This is a genomic window from Thalassospira povalilytica, from assembly GCF_002844235.1.
In the GTDB taxonomy this organism is placed as follows: Bacteria; Pseudomonadota; Alphaproteobacteria; order Rhodospirillales; family Thalassospiraceae; genus Thalassospira; species Thalassospira povalilytica.
In genome coordinates this window covers 699,377-716,457 of sequence record NZ_PGTS01000001.1, presented here as the reverse complement: position 1 = coordinate 716,457, position 17,081 = coordinate 699,377, and the positions used below count along the sequence as shown (strand labels likewise).

12 protein-coding genes are annotated in these 17,081 nt (G+C 55.0%); 5 read left to right on the top strand and 7 right to left on the bottom strand.

Annotated elements, in window-relative coordinates; genetic code table 11:
• The first annotated feature begins 92 nt into the window (after window positions 1-92).
• The gene (locus CU041_RS03055) at window positions 93-998 is read left to right on the top strand and encodes a LysR family transcriptional regulator (protein ID WP_068519503.1); all 906 of its coding nucleotides are present in this window, start codon (window positions 93-95) and stop codon (window positions 996-998) included.
• Window positions 999-1,069: 71 nt separating this feature from the next.
• Here CU041_RS03055 and mgrA read toward each other — a convergent pair whose 3' ends face one another.
• Both mgrA and CU041_RS03045 read right to left on the bottom strand, forming a co-directional pair.
• Window positions 1,070-2,122, bottom strand: coding sequence for an L-glyceraldehyde 3-phosphate reductase (gene mgrA / locus CU041_RS03050; protein ID WP_101245705.1), 1,053 nt, complete (start codon window positions 2,120-2,122; stop codon window positions 1,070-1,072).
• A 165-nt stretch (window positions 2,123-2,287) separates the two neighbouring features.
• The gene (locus tag CU041_RS03045) at window positions 2,288-4,312 is read right to left on the bottom strand and encodes an aminopeptidase P family protein (protein ID WP_101245704.1); all 2,025 of its coding nucleotides are present in this window, start codon (window positions 4,310-4,312) and stop codon (window positions 2,288-2,290) included.
• A 256-nt stretch (window positions 4,313-4,568) separates the two neighbouring features.
• On the opposite strand from CU041_RS03045, the gene CU041_RS03040 reads away from it, so the two are divergent.
• Both CU041_RS03040 and CU041_RS03035 read left to right on the top strand, forming a co-directional pair.
• Window positions 4,569-4,760, top strand: a complete 192-nt coding sequence (locus CU041_RS03040) for a hypothetical protein (RefSeq protein WP_068519500.1) — start codon at window positions 4,569-4,571, stop codon at window positions 4,758-4,760.
• 193 nt (window positions 4,761-4,953) lie between these two features.
• Window positions 4,954-5,691, top strand: a complete 738-nt coding sequence (locus CU041_RS03035; RefSeq protein WP_101245703.1) for an SDR family oxidoreductase — start codon at window positions 4,954-4,956, stop codon at window positions 5,689-5,691.
• Window positions 5,692-5,745: 54 nt separating this feature from the next.
• Here the strand turns inward: CU041_RS03035 and CU041_RS03030 are convergent, their stop codons facing one another.
• Window positions 5,746-9,369, bottom strand: a complete 3,624-nt coding sequence (locus CU041_RS03030; protein WP_101245702.1) for a PAS domain S-box protein — start codon at window positions 9,367-9,369, stop codon at window positions 5,746-5,748.
• A 19-nt stretch (window positions 9,370-9,388) separates the two neighbouring features.
• Window positions 9,389-10,474 (bottom strand): HD domain-containing phosphohydrolase, encoded by a 1,086-nt coding sequence (locus tag CU041_RS03025; RefSeq protein WP_170310109.1) that lies wholly within the window; start codon window positions 10,472-10,474, stop codon window positions 9,389-9,391.
• Between the two features lie 268 nt (window positions 10,475-10,742).
• Between CU041_RS03025 and CU041_RS03020 the strand changes: the two genes are divergently transcribed.
• Window positions 10,743-11,498 carry a sulfite exporter TauE/SafE family protein gene (locus tag CU041_RS03020; protein WP_101245700.1) on the top strand — a complete coding sequence of 252 codons (756 nt, stop codon included), beginning with the start codon at window positions 10,743-10,745 and terminating at the stop codon, window positions 11,496-11,498.
• On the opposite strand, the gene CU041_RS03015 is transcribed toward CU041_RS03020, so the two are convergent.
• Both CU041_RS03015 and CU041_RS03010 read right to left on the bottom strand, forming a co-directional pair.
• Window positions 11,495-12,376: a 50S ribosomal protein L11 methyltransferase gene (locus tag CU041_RS03015; RefSeq protein WP_068519495.1), complete on the bottom strand. Its 882-nt coding sequence runs from the start codon at window positions 12,374-12,376 to the stop codon at window positions 11,495-11,497. The two genes, CU041_RS03020 and CU041_RS03015, sit on opposite strands and share 4 nt — an antisense overlap.
• Before the next feature lie 77 nt (window positions 12,377-12,453).
• A complete protein-coding gene (locus CU041_RS03010) occupies window positions 12,454-14,808 on the bottom strand; it encodes an ATP-dependent helicase (RefSeq protein WP_101245699.1) in 2,355 nt (784 codons plus the stop codon).
• Between the two features lie 194 nt (window positions 14,809-15,002).
• Here CU041_RS03010 and CU041_RS03005 point away from each other — a divergent pair, with 194 nt between their 5' ends.
• Complete coding sequence (locus CU041_RS03005; RefSeq protein WP_170310108.1) at window positions 15,003-15,851, top strand: EF-hand domain-containing protein; 849 nt, start codon at window positions 15,003-15,005, stop codon at window positions 15,849-15,851.
• On the opposite strand, the gene wecB is transcribed toward CU041_RS03005, so the two are convergent.
• Window positions 15,841-16,980: a non-hydrolyzing UDP-N-acetylglucosamine 2-epimerase gene (wecB, locus tag CU041_RS03000; protein ID WP_170310107.1), complete on the bottom strand. Its 1,140-nt coding sequence runs from the start codon at window positions 16,978-16,980 to the stop codon at window positions 15,841-15,843. The genes CU041_RS03005 and wecB overlap by 11 nt on opposite strands.
• Between the last annotated feature and the right edge of the window lie 101 nt (window positions 16,981-17,081).

Here is a 17,081-nt window from a genome sequence, read left to right as displayed (position 1 = left end):
CATTATTCAATTCGAATTAATTGCTATCAGATATCAGCTTTGGCTATATCTTAGGGGATCGCATCAACAAATCCGGCTTGGAACCGTCATCCATGGATATCAAACAGCTGCGAAGTTTCGTGCATATTGCCGAATTGGGAAGCCTGTCACGCGCAGCCGAACGGTTGAACCTTTCCCAACCGGCGTTAAGCCGCCAGCTTAACCTGCTTGAAGAAACGCTTGAAACCAAGCTGCTTGAACGAACCGGCCGTGGTGTAAAACTGACCGAAGCGGGGCAAATGCTTGCCGAACGTGCACGCGTCATTCTGGCCGATCTGGCCCGCCTTGAAGCGGACCTGACAGCGCGCAGCAGCCAGGTCACCGGGCATGTCCATGTCGGCGTCCCGCCAAGTGCCGGGATTGTCATTACCGGGGCACTGATTGAACGCCTTCGCGCCCACTATCCCGATCTGAATATTTCGGTTGCCGAAGACCTGACCGGTGATGTACAGGAAGGCTTGCTGTCAGGTCGTCTTGATATCGGAATTTTGCATGACGGCATGATTTCGCGCAGTTTGCATGCCGAACCGCTTTGGCGCGAAGACCTGTTTCTGATTTCCCACCCGTCACAGGTTGGCGAACAGGAAACCGAAATCGCCTATGAAGATGTCCTGTCACTGCCGCTGATCATGCCAACCAACAAACACGGTTTGCGGGCCAAAATGCAGGAAGCAGCCTTTCGTGCCGGCCGCCCCCTGACCCCGGTGGTCGAAGCCGACGCATTGCGTGTGCTGGTCGATCTGGTTCATCGCAATGTCGGGCATACGGTTTTGCCGCGCAGTTCGCTTGTGATGGAACTGTCAACCGGGCGGCTCAAGGCCCGCCGGATCGTCAGCCCGGAACTCTCGCGCAAGGTGATGCTTTCCTGGCTTCATGATCGCCCGCTCAGTGCCGGGGCCAAGGCCGTGGTCGATACATTGCGCGATCTGGCCGGAACCATGCCAATGGCTGAAAAATGACCTTGGATGTAACAAGGCCCCGAACGCAATACCGTTCGGGGCCTTGTTCATAAGCTTATCTGCAAACCGGATCAGACAGGTGCCTTGCTGTCCGATGACTTCTGCCAAAGGTTCAGACCGCCATCGGCTGCATATTTGTCGATTTCCGCCAGCTCTTCTGCGCTGAATTCAAGATTGTTCAGCGCATCAAGGCTGTTATCTAGCTGCTGCACATGACGGGCACCAATCAGGGCCGATGTGATTTCCGGACGCCGCAATACCCACGCAATCGCCATCTGCGCAAGGCTCTGCCCGCGGCGTTTGGCGATTTCATTAAGTGCACGGACACGATCAAGATTTTCTTCCGACAACATGCCTTTCTGGAAGGAACCTTCCAGGGCGGCGCGTGATTCTTCGGGCACACCGTTAAGGTATTTGTTGGTCAAAAGCCCCTGTGCCAGCGGCGAAAAGGCAATGCATCCCATGCCAAGTTCGGACAGCGTATCAAGCAAGCCATTCTCGACCCAGCGGTTCATCATCGAATAGGACGGCTGGTGAATGACGCAGGGCGTACCAAGATCCTTAAGGATCGCGTGCGCCTGACGGGTCATTTCCGGGGAATAGGAAGAAATCCCGACATAAAGCGCCTTGCCCGACCGGACGATCTGATCAAGTGCACCCATGGTTTCGGCAAGCGGCGTGTTGGGGTCGACACGATGGGAATAGAAAATATCAACGTAATCAAGGCCCATCCGCTTGAGGCTCTGATCCAGACTGGAAATCAGATATTTGCGTGATCCCCATTCGCCAAACGGCCCCGGCCACATACGATAGCCCGCCTTGGTCGAAATGATCAGTTCGTCGCGATGTTTGCCAAGATCCTGGCTCAATACCTTGCCAAAGTTTTCTTCGGCAGATCCCGGGGGCGGGCCATAGTTATTGGCCAGATCAAAATGGAACACACCGCGGTCAAAGGCGCGGCGGATCATCGCACGCTGGGTCTCATAGACATCCACGCCGCCGAAATTCTGCCAAAGGCCAAGCGTGATTTTCGGCAGCATAAGGCCACTATTGCCACAGCGGTTCCAGGTTTCGTCGTCATAGCGGTTGGGGTTTGCCATCCACTGTGTTTCGACTTCAGCCATGTCTTCCTCCAATTATCAGAAGCGGTTTTCCGCCTTCTATTGAATCGATCCAATAGATACTCTTTAAGCCATTCCCGCGCGCTTGTCAGTGCCCGAAACAACAAAAAGCCGCCCCGCGGGACGGGACGGCTCAACTTTTTCACATCATGGCATCCGATGGCCAGATCAGATGACTTTCTTCTTGATCGGTGCGGTTGCCTTTTGCAGCCATTCCCGATGATCTTCGTCCAATTCATCGGCATACATGGCATAGACCTGGGCATGGTAATCATTCAGCCACTGCAACTCGTCAGCAGTCATCAATTCCGGATCGATCAATTTGCGTTCAATCGGCGAGAATGTCAGGGTCTCGAAACCGAGCATCTGACGGTCCGCCCCGATCGGTGCATCAATCTCGCAAACCGCAATCAGGTTTTCAATCCGGATGCCGTATTCGCCTTCCTTGTAAAAGCCCGGCTCGTTTGACAGAACCATACCCGGTTTGAGTGCGATGCTGTTCGGGGCCTTTGAAATCCGTTGCGGACCTTCATGAACGCCAAGGTAACTCCCAACCCCGTGCCCGGTGCCATGATCAAAATCAAGACCGGCTTCCCACAGGGGCATGCGCGCCAGCGTATCAAGCTGCTGACCGGTTGTTCCGACCGGGAAAATCGCCCGCGCCAGCGCAATATGCCCCTTGAGCACGCGGGTAAACCGGTCACGGTGTTCCTGTGTCGGTTCACCAACAATCGTGGTCCGGGTGATGTCGGTCGTGCCGTCCAGATACTGACCGCCCGAATCAATCAAAAAGATCTCGCCCGGGGTCAGGTTGCGGTTGCTTTCGGGGGTGTTGCGATAATGGCAAAGCGCCCCGTTCGGACCACTGCCCGGGATGGTTTCAAAGCTTGAATCCCGAAACAGCGGATCTTCCTTGCGCAGCGAAAGCAATTTGTCGGCTGCCGTACGTTCATCAATCCCGCCATCGATTGCCGTTTCATCAAGCCATTTGAAATAGCGAATGATCTTTTCGCCGTCGCGCTTGTGGGCCTTGCGCGATCCTTCGAGTTCGACGTCATTCTTGCAGGCCTTGGGCAACGCCACCGGATCACGTCCGACACGAACGGTTGCCCCGGCCTCGGCCAATTGCATCCGCAACCAGTCACCCGCTGTTGCCTCGTCAAGGCGGACGGACTGATTGCCCATAGCCTTCAACGCATCGCCAAGTTCACCGGGCGCGCGCAGGCTTGCCTCGTCACGCAGCCAGGCGACAGTTTCACCAGCCAGCTTGCGTTCATCCATGAACAATTCAACCGATGCATCACCGTTGATAATCGCATAACCAAGTGCAAGCGGCGTTTGCGGCACATCGGCCCCGCGAATATTCAAAAGCCATGCGATGCTGTCAGGTGCGGACAAAATGGCACTGTCACATGACAGGCGCGACAGCTGCCCGGCAATCATCTGACGTTTTTCGGCACTTGATTTTCCGGCATATTCCAACGGATGCGGACGCACCGGGCCAAGCGGCATGGCCGGCTGGTCACGCCAAAGCGCATCAATCGGGTTGGTATCAATCGCAACCAGTTCCGCCCCGACACCTTCGCATGCTGTGCGCAAATGATTTGCCTGCTGCACGGTATGAAGCCACGGATCATACGCCAGTTTCTGTCCGGATTTCAGATTGTCATGCAGCCAGCCGACCACCGGCTCGTCAACCAGATGACGATATTCAAACAGGTCGCGATTGACCTGCTGGCGCACCTGAATGGTGTAACGGCCATCAACAAACACCGCTGCCTTGTTCGCCAGAACCACAGCAGCCCCGGCCGACCCGGTAAAACCGGTCAACCAGGCCAGACGTTCAGCCCGAGCCGGGACATTTTCGCCCTGATGTTCGTCGGCACGCGGAACGATAAAGCCGTCCACACCCTTTGCCGCAAGATATTTCCGAAGAGCTGCGATCCGTTCGGCCGGATTGAAATCATCCTTTGCCATTTTGAACAGACCTTTGCGTTCATCGCGCAGCGCCAGCAGAACTTGCACCAGTTCTTCGCTGGGATCGGCACATACAAGATCAATCCAGTCTGTCCGGCTATGTCCGTCGGCGGCCGCAAGCACGCCGTCAATCAGGGCGATGACAGCGCTAACATCCTTGTTGACATTGTCGCGTTCCAGAAGGGTCGCGAGTTGGGCATCGCCGGAAATGGTCATAGACGTCCTCGTTTTGATATGTGGGGCAGTTAATCTATGTAAGGGTTACTGCCGATCCGGCGCAAGCCACAATGATATTTGTGCATATTTTATAAAATAATCACCCCGTGATCCGGCCCCCAACAGCGGTAACATGCGTCACAGGAATGAATGCGTTGCAAGCTTCGCAATGCACATTAGTCAAAGATTAACTTATTACATCTCCGTGACAAAAAGATGGCCCGTCGGGACGTCAATTTGCAGGAGACCATGAACGGTGATCCGTTTTCCTATTACTGCCCTAAGTGTCGTACAATCGCGTCGACGTCAGACGGCCTATGATGGCCTTGAGCGCCTGACCATTGGTCGCAAAGCCGCGCTCGGTCTTGATATTGGCCCTGCCCATCTGGCAGACGATGAAGCAGACCGGTCCCCAACCGGATCGGCAGACACCAAAGGCAAGGATTGAAGGATCAGTCCCGCCCGGAATGGTCGGATGCCTAATGGCGAAGCGCAGGATCACGGTTCATGATCCTTGCGGTCAGTTTTGTCTTTTCCCTCTGAGACGGCCCTGCTTCTCCACAGCAGGGCCGTTTCTTTTTGACCATCACGCACCATCCGCGCCATAGTAGCCAAAACAACAAAACTGTTTCGGGGTGGTTATGGCAAAAACGGTTCTGATTACCGGCGGTTCGCGCGGGATCGGTCGCGCGGCAGCAGTGCTGTTTGCAAGTCGCGGCTGGAATGTCGCTTTCAGCTTTGTCGGAAATCAGCAAAGTGCTGACGAAACCCGTGCCTTGTGCGAACGCGCGGGCGTTACCGGCAATGCATTTGCCCGCAAATGCGATGTCCGCGACGAAGACAGCGTCATCGATTTCTTCCGGACCGCCTATGAACGTTTTGGCGCAATCGACGGTGTCGTGAACAATGCCGGCATTGTCGCCCCCAAAAGCACCCTTGCCGATATGGATGTCGACCGCATGAAAAATGTGTTCGATACCAATGTGCTTGGTGCGTATCTGGTTGCCCGTGAAGCGGCGCGGATGCTTACGAACGGTGGATCGATCGTCAATGTTTCGTCCATGGCAGCCAAGCTTGGATCACCTGGCGAATATGTCGATTACGCCGGATCAAAGGGCGCGATCGATACGCTGACCATCGGACTTTCCAAGGAACTCGGCCCCAAAGGCATTCGCGTCAATGCGGTGCGACCCGGGATTATCAATACCGACATCCATGCCAGCGCAGGACGCCCGGAACGGGTTTCCGAACTGGGGCCGGGCTGCCCGCTTGGCCGTGCGGGGAATGCCGATGAAGTCGCACAAAGTATCTATTGGCTGATTTCAGATGACGCGTCCTATGTTACCGGGGCGATCCTTGATGTTTCCGGCGGGCGATAACCCTTATCAAGGCCCCGCCGCCGCCCGCAGCCCCGCCTTATCGCATATCCCCCGTCATGGCAGCGGTTCCCCCGGCAAGGCTGTTTCATGTGCGACCGCATCGGTTGACAACGCATCGGGTGTGGGTTTCTCGGATGACGGTGCATGTTCTGTCGCGCCCTTGCAGGCAGTGGCCAGTGCATCGTGCAGTTCAACCACATCAACCGGCTTTGCCAGAATGGTCTCAACCCCAAGATCCTTATAGGCCGCCACGATATCATCGGCGGCATATCCCGTCATGACGACAACCGGAATGTCATGTCCGGACTGACGGAGCAATTCCACCAGCTTCACCCCGGTCATGTTTGGCATGGTCTGATCGGTCAAAAGACCGTCAAACTTTGCATCCGGGGCTTTGATCGCTTCAATCGCATCGGCACCATTGGTAAAGGTTTCAACGGTATAACCAATGCGTTCAAGCATCCGCGAACAAAGCTTGAGGTTCTTTTCCTCGTCATCGACAACCGCCAGATGACCACTGGCATTTGAAACAAGACCACGCGAAATACGCTCCTCGCCTTCTTCCTCGCGGTCATATTCCGGCAGCAGGATCGAAAAACGCGTCCCCTGCCCCAATCGGCTATAGACCGTGATTTCGCCCTTGTGACCGGCAATGATGCCATGCACCGTCGACAGGCCAAGCCCCGTGCCCTTGCCCGGTTCCTTGGTCGTAAAGAACGGATCAAAGATTTTCTTGGCGGTATCGGCATCCATGCCCGTGCCGTTATCAATCACCGAAATGCGGATATAGGGCCCCGGTGTCAAAAGCGGATGCATTTCGGCACTGTCGTCGGTCAGCTCAAACGGTGCGGCTTCGATCTTTATTTCGCCCTCTTCACCAACCGCGTGATAGGCATTGGTGATCAGGTTCATCAGACACTGGTCAAGCTGCGTGGCATTGCCAAGGATCGACATGGTGTCGGGTGCCAGGTTACTGACCAGCGATACGGTAGATGGAATGGATCCGCGCGCGAACCTGACCGTTCCCTTGATCATGGATGCGACATCAATCGGCGACCGTTCGGTTTCGGAATTGCGCGAAAATGACAGGATTTGTTTGACAAGATCGCGCGCCCGATCTGCCCCCTGACGAATTTCCATGACATCTTCGCGCAGCGGCGAATCTTCGGGCAAATCCGTATATAGCAGTTCGGCATAACCGCTGATCGGTTGCAGAATATTGTTGAAGTCATGCGCAATCCCGCCTGCGAGAACACCAATCGTTTCCATGCGCTGCGAATGACGCAATTGCTGTTCAAGTTTTTCACGTTTGCGTTCGGCCTGAAGGCGCTGCAATTCTGCTGACGCACGCGCAGCGAACACTTCAACAATCGACCGCGCCAGTTCCGGATCGGCAATCGGCTGTTCTGAAACCGTTGCCAATATCCCGATCGGGTTGCCTTCGCTGTCCTTCAGTGCCGCCCCGACATATCCGCGGATATTAAGGTCGGTCACCCGGCGCACGCCGCTTGTCACTTCCTTGAAATTGTCCGGGCAGACAAAGATGCCGTTATCAATAACCCTTTCGGCGGCCGATCCCTTGACTTCGAAATCAAGCCCGCCGCGCGATTTGTCATGGCTGTAATGGGCAACCGGCTTTACGCGACCATTTTCGATCGACCCGACATGGCAATAATGCATGCCCAATGCTTCGCACATCACCTTGGTCAGGTTGTCAAAAAAGTCTTCACCGACCTGATAGCGTACACCGCGATAAATGGATTCAAGCGTTTCCTGATAGCGCTGCCGGTCTGTCACATCGAGCGCAAAGCTTGCAATACAATCAAGTTGCCCGTTGGTGTCAAAGATCGGGCTTTCATACCATTCACACACCAGACGCTTGCCGCTGCGCGTCACATTTTCGAACCGGTTATTCACACTGGTCCGGGTTTCCATGATTTCATTGATCAGCGTTCCCAACCGGGCGCGTTCCGATGGCGGCACAATCAGTTCAAGCTTTTTGCCAACAAACTCCTCGGCGCTGAACCCGAACAACTGACAGGCGGTGTCGTTGACTTCAATGATCGTACGATCCGGGGTCCAGTAAAACACGCCGATCTTCGCGTTATTGAAGTGCGCACGCAAACGGCGCTGGTTGGCTTCAAGATCGGTTTTGGCATATTCAAGATCACGGCGATACCGCACCCGTTCGGTGACATCCCGACATGAAATGCGAACCCCCAGATTGGTTCCGTCACTATCGGCAATCTGTTGCCAGGACATTCCGATACTGACCCGGTTGCCATTTTTATGAATGGCGGTGAATTCCCGATCACTGCCCGAAAGCCCGGACAGGCCTTCATCCAGATAATGGCGTACACGCGCCTGATCTTCGGGTGCGACAAACGGCAACGGATAGTTTTCAAGTGTCATGCATTCCGAGACCGAATAGCCCAGAATACGTTCCACAGCCGGGTTGACCCACACCAGACGCCCGTCTGACGACACCCAGCTTTCCCAGTCATAGGTGTAATTGGCAACCGCCTCGAACCGCCTGCGCGAGAAATTAAGTGCCTCGTCGGCTTCCATGATCGACTTGATCCCGGCCGCCGCGGCAAGAAGTCCGCCTGCCATATGGGCAAAGACAACCTCGTCTGATCGCCAGACGCGGGTCCTTCCGACGGTCTCGAAACAGACAACGCCCATGCGACCGGCAACCGACATCAGCGACACATCCAGCATCGCCCCGATATTCAAGGGAATCAGGTAGTTTTCGGTAAATTCCGATGTCCGCGGGTCTTCTTTGGCATTTTCGGCATCAATCGCCTGCCCGGTTTCAAGGGCGGCAAAATACCGCGGCAGATCCTTGCGGCGCAGAACCAGTCCTTCATGCGATGCATCAGGGTTATTGGCATCGTAAAGGCCAAAGCATGCCACATCACCATCGTCATTCTGCAACCACAAGCTGGCCCGTTCGCAATTGAGCAATTCGGCAAACCGCTGCAAGGATGGGCGAAATGATACGTCTTCAACACGTTCCAGCGACGAAAAGTAGTTGGCAACTTCCCCTGCGCTGACACGGATTTCTTCCAGAAACTTCTTGCCGGAAACCAGTTCCCGTTTGGACAACAGTTGATCAACACTCATCTGCAACAGCGCCTGGCGCATCCAGATGACCCCGACAACCACGGCCGAGCTCATCCAGGCATAGCCAAACAATGTCGCAATCCACACCGGCAACGTGTGTGCGACCATGCCTGCATCATCAATCAGAAATCCGTCAAGATCATAAACACGGATGATGCCGATGCCCGTAATGGTCAGAAAACAGAAAAGCGCATACCGGAATGTCGTAACCAGCGGATGGAATATGGCCACCGTCACTGTTGATACGATCATCAGCGCCATGCCACTGGCCGGCGAAAACATGATGATATAAAGCAACGACAACACTGTCATTGCGCCGACAATCACATGCGATTTTGTCCGTGTTTCAAGCCGACGGCGCAGCACGAGGCTTGCGACCACGGCAACAAACACCAGAAGCTGGATGGTTTCAATCACCCAGAATGGCTGTTTGGTTTCACGCAGCAACGATGCAATCAGCGCCGGAAATCCGCCAATCACCATGACCAGCAACATGAAATCGGCAATGCGATTTCGCGTACGGTGCAAAATCACGTCTACGTTCTGGCTCATCGTCTAAACGTCTCCGGCTTTACACCATCTGGTCTGGCATGCTGTCAAATATGGACTCAAAGCGCTGATTATGTTCAAGAAACAGCGACATCAGTTTCGGGTCAAACATGTCTGGCGTCGTGCGTCCGTCGCCCTTGGTGATGATGTCGACGGCTTCCCTGTGGCTGAATGGCGGTTTGTAACGCCGTGAACTGCGCAGGGCATCATACACATCGGCAATGGAAACGATGCGCGCAACCATCGGAATGTCTGCGCCTGAAAGCCCGTTGCAATATCCCGTGCCTTCCCACTTTTCATGGTGGTAACGCGCAATCTGTGCCGCCTGATCAAGCACCGGATTGTCCGACGCATTCAGCATCGAAAAACCGATTTCGGTATGACGCTGCATGACTTCGAATTCGGCATCCGTCAGCGGCCCCTCTTTCAGAAGGACACTGTCGGGCACACCGACCTTGCCGATATCATGAAGAATACCGGCAAGGCGAATGGAGCGCTGGGTTTGCGTATCAAGTCCGGCCATATCGGCAAGCAACTGGGAATAAAGTCCGACCCGCACGCAATGTTCGGCGGTTTCAATATCCCTGTATTGGGAAATCAGGCTGAGCCGGTCGATCATTTCCTGTTCGGCACCACCCAGCTTGCGCGTGATGTCATCAAGCGTCTTTGCCTTGCTGACATTTTCAAGTTCAAGTTTCCGGACGCGTTCATGTTCGCGATCCCGTTCAAGCAAACGTTCCTGCGCCTTCTGAACGGCGGCTTCAAGGTCCGCACGATCCACCGGTTTATCAAGGAATTCACGCACGCCAAGACGCAACGCATCGATCGCGTCTGACTTGTCACCATCCCCGGTCAGGAGGATGAATTCAAAATCACGGCGAAATTCGCCAATGGCGCGACGCACAAAATCAAGGCCGCCACAGTTGGGCATGCGCAAATCGGAAATGACCAGCCGCAATCCAGCATCCTTTTGCAGATGCTCGATCCCGTCAAGGCCATCAACGGCTTGCACAACCTCAAAGTTGGCTCGCTCCAGAACGCGGGTCAGCAATTTGCGGATTACCGGTTCATCATCAACCACAAGTATTCGATGTTCAAATTCAGCCAAGGACATCTCCCTTACTGATTTAATATATCATCGCTGTCACGCGCGATGTGGACTATACATAAGTAGTAAACTGATTACCACTTATATATAGTTATTCGAATGTAGGAATATGAGGCGGTCGATCCCGGCACATCGCCAAATTCATAAAAATGTCGCGTGGCATTAATGCATACCGGGAATGCCGGGCCGAAACCAAAATGCCATATCGCGCTTCGGGCAAGTTGCTACACTTCCGGAAAGTATCCCCGCAGCAGGAGCCTGTGGTCTTATGGATGACTATTTCTGGTGGATCGTTCTGATCGGCTTTGTCGCCCAGTTGATTGATGGCGCACTTGGCATGGCCTATGGCCTTACATCGACATCATTGCTGATTACAATCGGATTGCCGCCGGCCCATGCCAGTGCAACTGTGCATGCCGCTGAAATCGCAACCACCGCTGTTTCAGGGACCGCGCATCATTTTGCCCGAAATGTGGACTGGCGGATGGTCCGGGTTCTGGCCATTGCCGGTGCGGTCGGCGGTTGCGTCGGCGCAGCCTTGCTGTCCTCGGGGATTGGCAAATACCTTGCCCCGGCGGTTGCGCTTTATCTGTCGGCATTGGGTGTGCTGGTAATTGCCAAAGCCATCCGCAAGGTTCAGCCGCCTGCGGCAATGCGCGGTCTGACGCCGCTTGGCCTGATTGGCGGATTTCTGGATGCTGTCGGGGGTGGTGGTTGGGGACCGATTGTCTCCAGCACCCTGGTTTATCGCGGCAGCGAACCCCACCGCATGCTTGGTACATCTGCGGCTGCGGAGTTTTTCGTTACTGTGGCGATTACAGTGACCTTTGCCGGATCGTTCGGGCTTGAAAGCTTCGGGATGGCGGCACTGGCCCTTGTTCTGGGCGGGGTCCCGGCCGCACCATTGGCGGCTGTACTGGTCAAAGTCATCCCCAGAAAACCCTTGATGATCGCCGTAGGTGTGCTGATCGTCACATTGGGCATTCTGGGGCTGTATCGATTTGCCGGAAGCCTGATGGCTTAGCCGACCAGAAGCGTGGTCCAGTTTTCAACCTTGAACCGTTTGATCAGCGACAGGCCGACTTCGCGATAGGCCGAAAGAACAAACTGTTCCTGCTCGGACAGCAGCCCCGAAAGGATCACAACGCCGTCCTGTGACAATGTCCCGACCAGATCATGGGCCATGGCGCGCAACGGACGGGCCAGAATATTGGCACAAACAATGTCGTAATAACCGCCGTCACGGATACGGGTATCCTGGAAACCGTTTGAATGGATGGCGGTGACCAGATCGGCGATCTTGTTAACCCGGGCATTTTCCTGTGCAACGCGCACCGATGCGGCATCAATATCGGCCATCATCACCGTGCTGCGCCAGGTTTTGGCACATGCCATGCCAAGGATGCCCGACCCGCACCCCATATCAAGGGCATTATGGCGCGGACCGCGTTTTGCCACCCAGTCGATTGCTGCGAGGCACCCCTTGGTGGTTTGATGTTCACCGGAACCGAATGCCAGACCGGCATCCACCTGAAGCCCGATTTTTGCGACCGGCAGATCTTCGTCCCAATGCGAACCATGGACAAAGAAACGCCCGACCGAAATCGGTTTGAAGCTGCGCAGGTTTTCACTGACCCAGTCTTTGGGCTCATATGTACCAAATGTCACAACCGGCGCATCAACCCCGACCGCCGATGCCATGATCGACACCGCCGTTTCAATTGCCGGCTTGTCAAACATCTCGCCCGAGAAACCTTCGATTCTCCAGGGCGCACTCGGGTCACCGGGACGTTCGAAATGCGACAATGCATCACAATATTCGTATAGGCCTTCGGCAAAGGCCTCGGCATAGGCGCCATCAACTTCGAACTGGAAGTTATAGCAAAGAACGGGTTGGGTCATATCGCTTCTCGCTTGTCAGGGCCGCTTGCGATCGCCGCCCGGTTAGTTCGGTATTCCGTGAATATTTGAACCGGGGCTTACCCCGGCAGAATGAAGCTGTCGACCACTTTCTTTGTGCCGGCACCCTCGAAATGGATTTCAAGTTTGTTGCCATCCACCGCACGCACCGTTCCCGGTCCGAACTTTCGGTGACGCACTGTATCGCCAACCTTGTATTTCGATGATTTCGAACTGGTCGCATAGCTGGTTTCGCCATCCGGCTTTACATCAATCACGTTTTTACGCACGCGATCCTGCCAGCCACTTGATGCAAATTTGCGCTCGGATGCGCCGGAAACCGGATTGCGGTTGTTTGAACCCTCGTTGGCCCAGCTTGGCATTTTCATCCAGTCATCAGCCCCCCAGGCACCGGGTGAATGATTCCCCCCATGTCCGCCAAGACCGGTATCACTGATCCGTTCAATATGCTCATCTGGCAGTTCGTCGACAAAGCGCGACGGCAGCGCCGATTGCCACTGATTATAGATGCGGCGGTTCGCGGCATATAAAATGGTTGCACGTTTGCGCGCGCGCGTAATCCCGACATAGGCAAGACGACGTTCTTCCTCAAGCCCCTTAACACCACTTTCATCCATGGCGCGCTGATGGGGGAAGACGCCCTCTTCCCAACCGGGCAGGAAGACATAGTCGAATTCAAGCCCTTTGGCCGCATGCAGGGTCATGATGGTGACTTTTTCCTGCGCGTCATTCTGTTCGTTTTCCATGACCAGCGAAACATGTTCAAGGAAGCTGGTCAGGTTTTCGAACTCGCCAATTGCAGACACCAGTTCTTTGAGGTTTTCCAGACGACCGGGCGCATCAATTTCCTTGGAGGACCGCCACATATCGGTATAGCCGCTTTCATCAAGGACGGTTTCGATCACCTCGACATGGGAACTGCCTGCCAGCATTTCGCGCCAGCGTTTGAAATCCCCCAAAAGCCCGCCAATGCTTTGGCGCATCTTGGGTTTGAGTTCTTCGGTATCGATCAGATCACGCGCCGCCGCAGGCAATGAAATCGCCTGATCACGGGAATATTGATGCAGGGTCTGAAGCGTGGCCTTGCCAACCCCGCGCTTGGGCACATTGACAATACGTTCGAACGCAAGACTGTCATCAGGCTGCGCGACCAGTCGGATATAGGCCAGCGCATCACGGATTTCCTGACGTTCGTAGAAACGTGGACCGCCGACAACCCGGTACGGGATGCCCAACGTGATCAGACGTTCTTCAAATTCACGGGTCTGGAAACCGGCACGGACCAGAATGGCCATCTGGGATGCACCAATACCCTTTGATTGCAGGGCTTCGATGTCTTCGCCAACCAGACGCGCTTCGGCCTCGCCATCCCAGACACCTTTGACAAAGACCTTTTCGCCGGTGTCGATTTCCGTCCAAAGCTGCTTGCCCAGACGTCCATCGTTAAAGGTGATCAGTTTCGATGCGGCGGCCAGAATATGCGGGGTGGACCGATAATTCTGTTCAAGGCGCACGACCTTGGCACCGGGGAAGTCGGATTCAAAACGCAGGATGTTGCCGACTTCGGCCCCGCGCCAGCTATAGATTGCCTGGTCATCATCGCCGACACAGCAAATATTGCGATGAACCATCGCCATGGCGCGCAGCCACAAATACTGCGCAACGTTGGTATCCTGATATTCATCAACCAGAATATAGCGGAAGGTGTTCTGATACTGTTTCAGAACTTCGGGATGCTGCTGGAACAGGGTCAGGCAATGCAGCAACAAATCCCCGAAATCGCAAGCATTCAGAACTTTCAGCCGTTCCTGATAAATCTTGTAAAGATGTTTGGCCCCGCCATTGGCGAATTCGACACTTTCATTGACCCGTTCCGGCGTCAGGCCCTTGTCCTTCCAGCGCTGAATAATGCCCATCAGCTGCTTGGCCGGCCATTTTTTCGGGTCGATCTGTTCGGCGTCCATGATCTGCTTGAGCAGACGGACCTGATCGTCGCTATCAAGGATCGTGAAGTTTGATTGCAGCCCGATCAGTTCGGCATGACGGCGCAACAATCGCGCCGAGAGCGAGTGGAAGGTTCCCAGCCACCAACCTTCGACCGGACGGCCCAATGCCTGTGCCACACGTTCCTGCATTTCCTTCGCCGCACGGTTGGTAAAGGTCACGGCAAGGATTTGCTGCGGATGCAGACGTTCGGTCTGGGCCTTGGTTTCAAGCAAATGCGCAAGCCGCGTGGTCAAAACCCGGGTTTTACCCGTGCCCGCCCCTGCAAGAACCAGCAACGGCCCGTCAAGCGTTTCAACAGCATCGCGCTGCTCGGCATTCAGATTATCGAGATATGCCGGGGCCGGTGCATCACCAAGACGCATTTCCGGACTGGCGGCGAATTCATCAATTTCGAAGGGATCATCCATCATGGCGGCATATATATCACGCTGTGTTCCAAGGACCAGCCTTGCATCGGATGCGGCCGGGTATTTTTTCCATTCTGCAACGAAACAGGAACATCAACCACCCCTTTCCCGATCTTCAAAAACTTTTTGCGCCAGTTTTTCCGGTCTTTCGCGTGAGTTCAGATAACAACGCAATTCTGAATGAAGGTAGAAATATGAGCGGCATCAGCAGCATGAGCGGCAGCATCGCGCAAATACTTAGCCAGAACAGCCAGTCTGCCAATTCATCAACAGGCAGCGACGGTTCTTCGGGCATTGAAGCATTTGGCGGATTTTCGCTTTATGCCTTGCAGGGCAGCGGATCGACCGGCACCGACAGCATGTCGGAAATGACATCGCAAAGCGAAGCCATCACCGGTCAGCTTTCAGACTCCATCATGTCGATGCTTCTTGAGTTGCAGGAAACCAGCACCACCACCGACGGCAACAGCAGCTTTGATGCCCAGCGCCTGTTCTCTGACATGGATACCGACGGCGACGGAACGCTGACCAAGGATGAATTCATGGCATCGGCCCCCGATGGGGTCAGCGATGAAATGTCTGAAAATCTCTGGAATGTCATGGCCGGGTCCGATGCCCAAAGCATATCGGAAGATGACTATCTGGCATCCATGACACCGCCAAGCGGGGCAGTGCTTTCAAGCGATGACAGCAGCAGCGAAGATACCGTCATGAACAGCATGCTGGCTTCCATGGGGTCCGAGGGCACCTATGACCCGCTTGATACCAACGAAGACGGTGTGGTCAGCCTGTCGGAAATCATGGCTGCCGCCCCGCAGGATGCAACCCCGTCACAAAGCAGCCTTCCTGACAACAGCTCGGAATCTGAATCCGGTACTGACGCTAGCGTGGAAACGGATACGGTCACCGATAACGGCACGATGCCCGAAACCGTCGCGCGAAATATGGCTGAAAATACCGATGACAGCAGCCTGTCCACTGGCGGCTTTGACATGCGCAACGAAGCCCTGGGCAACAAGGTGATGGCGCAGATTATTTCCTGACGCCACCGTTTCTGCGGAATCGGTCAAGTTCCGCAATGACACGCCCGGTCGTTTGACCATCCCAAAGCGGGATTTCACACTCCTGCCGTTCCGGGGCGGACTGCCCGGTCATGGCGTCGATTGCCGTGGCGGACAGACCTTCAATGCTGACAAGACGGTTTGTCCCCAAGTCAATCGTAACCGGTCGTTCGGTTGACGGGCGCAAGGTCAGACAGGGGATCGCACGCCAACTGGTTTCTTCCTGCACACCACCGGAATCGGTTACCACCAGTCCGGCATTTGCCATCACGGCCCCAAAGGATACATACCCAAGCGGCGCCAAGACCTTCACCCCGCTTTGTTCAAGCATCGCAATGCCGTCAATCTGTTCAAGTTGATGGCGGGTTCTGGGATGCAGTGGCCAGCAAACAGGAACATGGCTGGCAATGTCACCAATTGCATGACAGATCCGGCGCAGCTTTGCGCGATCATCAACATTGCTCGGACGATGCAGCGTTACAAGCACATATCCCCCCCCGGCAAGCCCCAGCGTTTCTGTTGTCACATCCTTGCATATCGCATCATTCATCATGACACAGGTATCAATCATGATATTGCCGACACGCCTGATGCGGTCTGGCGTGATCCCCTCGGCCAGAAGGTTTTCGTCCGCATCGACAGACGGGGTCAGATGCAGGTCCGCCAACCGGTCAATGGTCATGCGATTGCGTTCTTCGGGAACAGACAAATCAAAGCACCGCAATCCGGCCTCAAGATGGATCAGCGGTATTTGCAGCTTCGAGGCCGTCATCGCCGCGGCAAGTGACGCACTGACATCCCCGACCACCAGGACCGCGTCCGGGCGATTTTGGCGACAAAGCTTTTCATAACCGGCCATCATCAGCGCAATCCGGTCCTGATTGGTACTGGATTGCCACTGCACAATATGGTCGGGATCCGCCATTCCCAGATCACGCCAGATCGTTGACGTCATCTCCGCATCGCGATGCTGCGCCATATGAATGAAAGCCGCCTTGATATCCGCATGGGCACGCAAGCCCTGCCATAACGGGGCGATCTTCATGAAATTCGGCCGTGCCCCTGCAATCAGATGAAGCTTCATCCCCGTCCCGTCATTGCCGCCAGACATGTTTTCAAGGCCAAACAGCCTAATGGATAAGGCGGGGTGCTCATAACCCTCTTTGGTATCGGTATATTTTGCCTGCTGCACATCTTTCGGGGGCCGCCGCG

What these genes read in the sequence shown, in the direction of transcription:
- CU041_RS03010 (WP_101245699.1), bottom strand. Translation starts at nt 14,808, where the DNA reads ATGGATGATCCCTTCGAAATTGATGAATTCGCCGCCAGTCCGGAAATG.
- CU041_RS03020 (WP_101245700.1), top strand. Translation starts at nt 10,743, where the DNA reads ATGGATGACTATTTCTGGTGGATCGTTCTGATCGGCTTTGTCGCCCAG.
- CU041_RS03045 (WP_101245704.1), bottom strand. Translation starts at nt 4,312, where the DNA reads ATGACCATTTCCGGCGATGCCCAACTCGCGACCCTTCTGGAACGCGAC.
- wecB (WP_170310107.1), bottom strand. Translation starts at nt 16,980, where the DNA reads ATGTCTGGCGGCAATGACGGGACGGGGATGAAGCTTCATCTGATTGCA.
- CU041_RS03030 (WP_101245702.1), bottom strand. Translation starts at nt 9,369, where the DNA reads ATGAGCCAGAACGTAGACGTGATTTTGCACCGTACGCGAAATCGCATT.
- CU041_RS03055 (WP_068519503.1), top strand. Translation starts at nt 93, where the DNA reads ATGGATATCAAACAGCTGCGAAGTTTCGTGCATATTGCCGAATTGGGA.
- CU041_RS03015 (WP_068519495.1), bottom strand. Translation starts at nt 12,376, where the DNA reads ATGACCCAACCCGTTCTTTGCTATAACTTCCAGTTCGAAGTTGATGGC.
- mgrA (WP_101245705.1), bottom strand. Translation starts at nt 2,122, where the DNA reads ATGGCTGAAGTCGAAACACAGTGGATGGCAAACCCCAACCGCTATGAC.
- CU041_RS03035 (WP_101245703.1), top strand. Translation starts at nt 4,954, where the DNA reads ATGGCAAAAACGGTTCTGATTACCGGCGGTTCGCGCGGGATCGGTCGC.
- CU041_RS03005 (WP_170310108.1), top strand. Translation starts at nt 15,003, where the DNA reads ATGAGCGGCATCAGCAGCATGAGCGGCAGCATCGCGCAAATACTTAGC.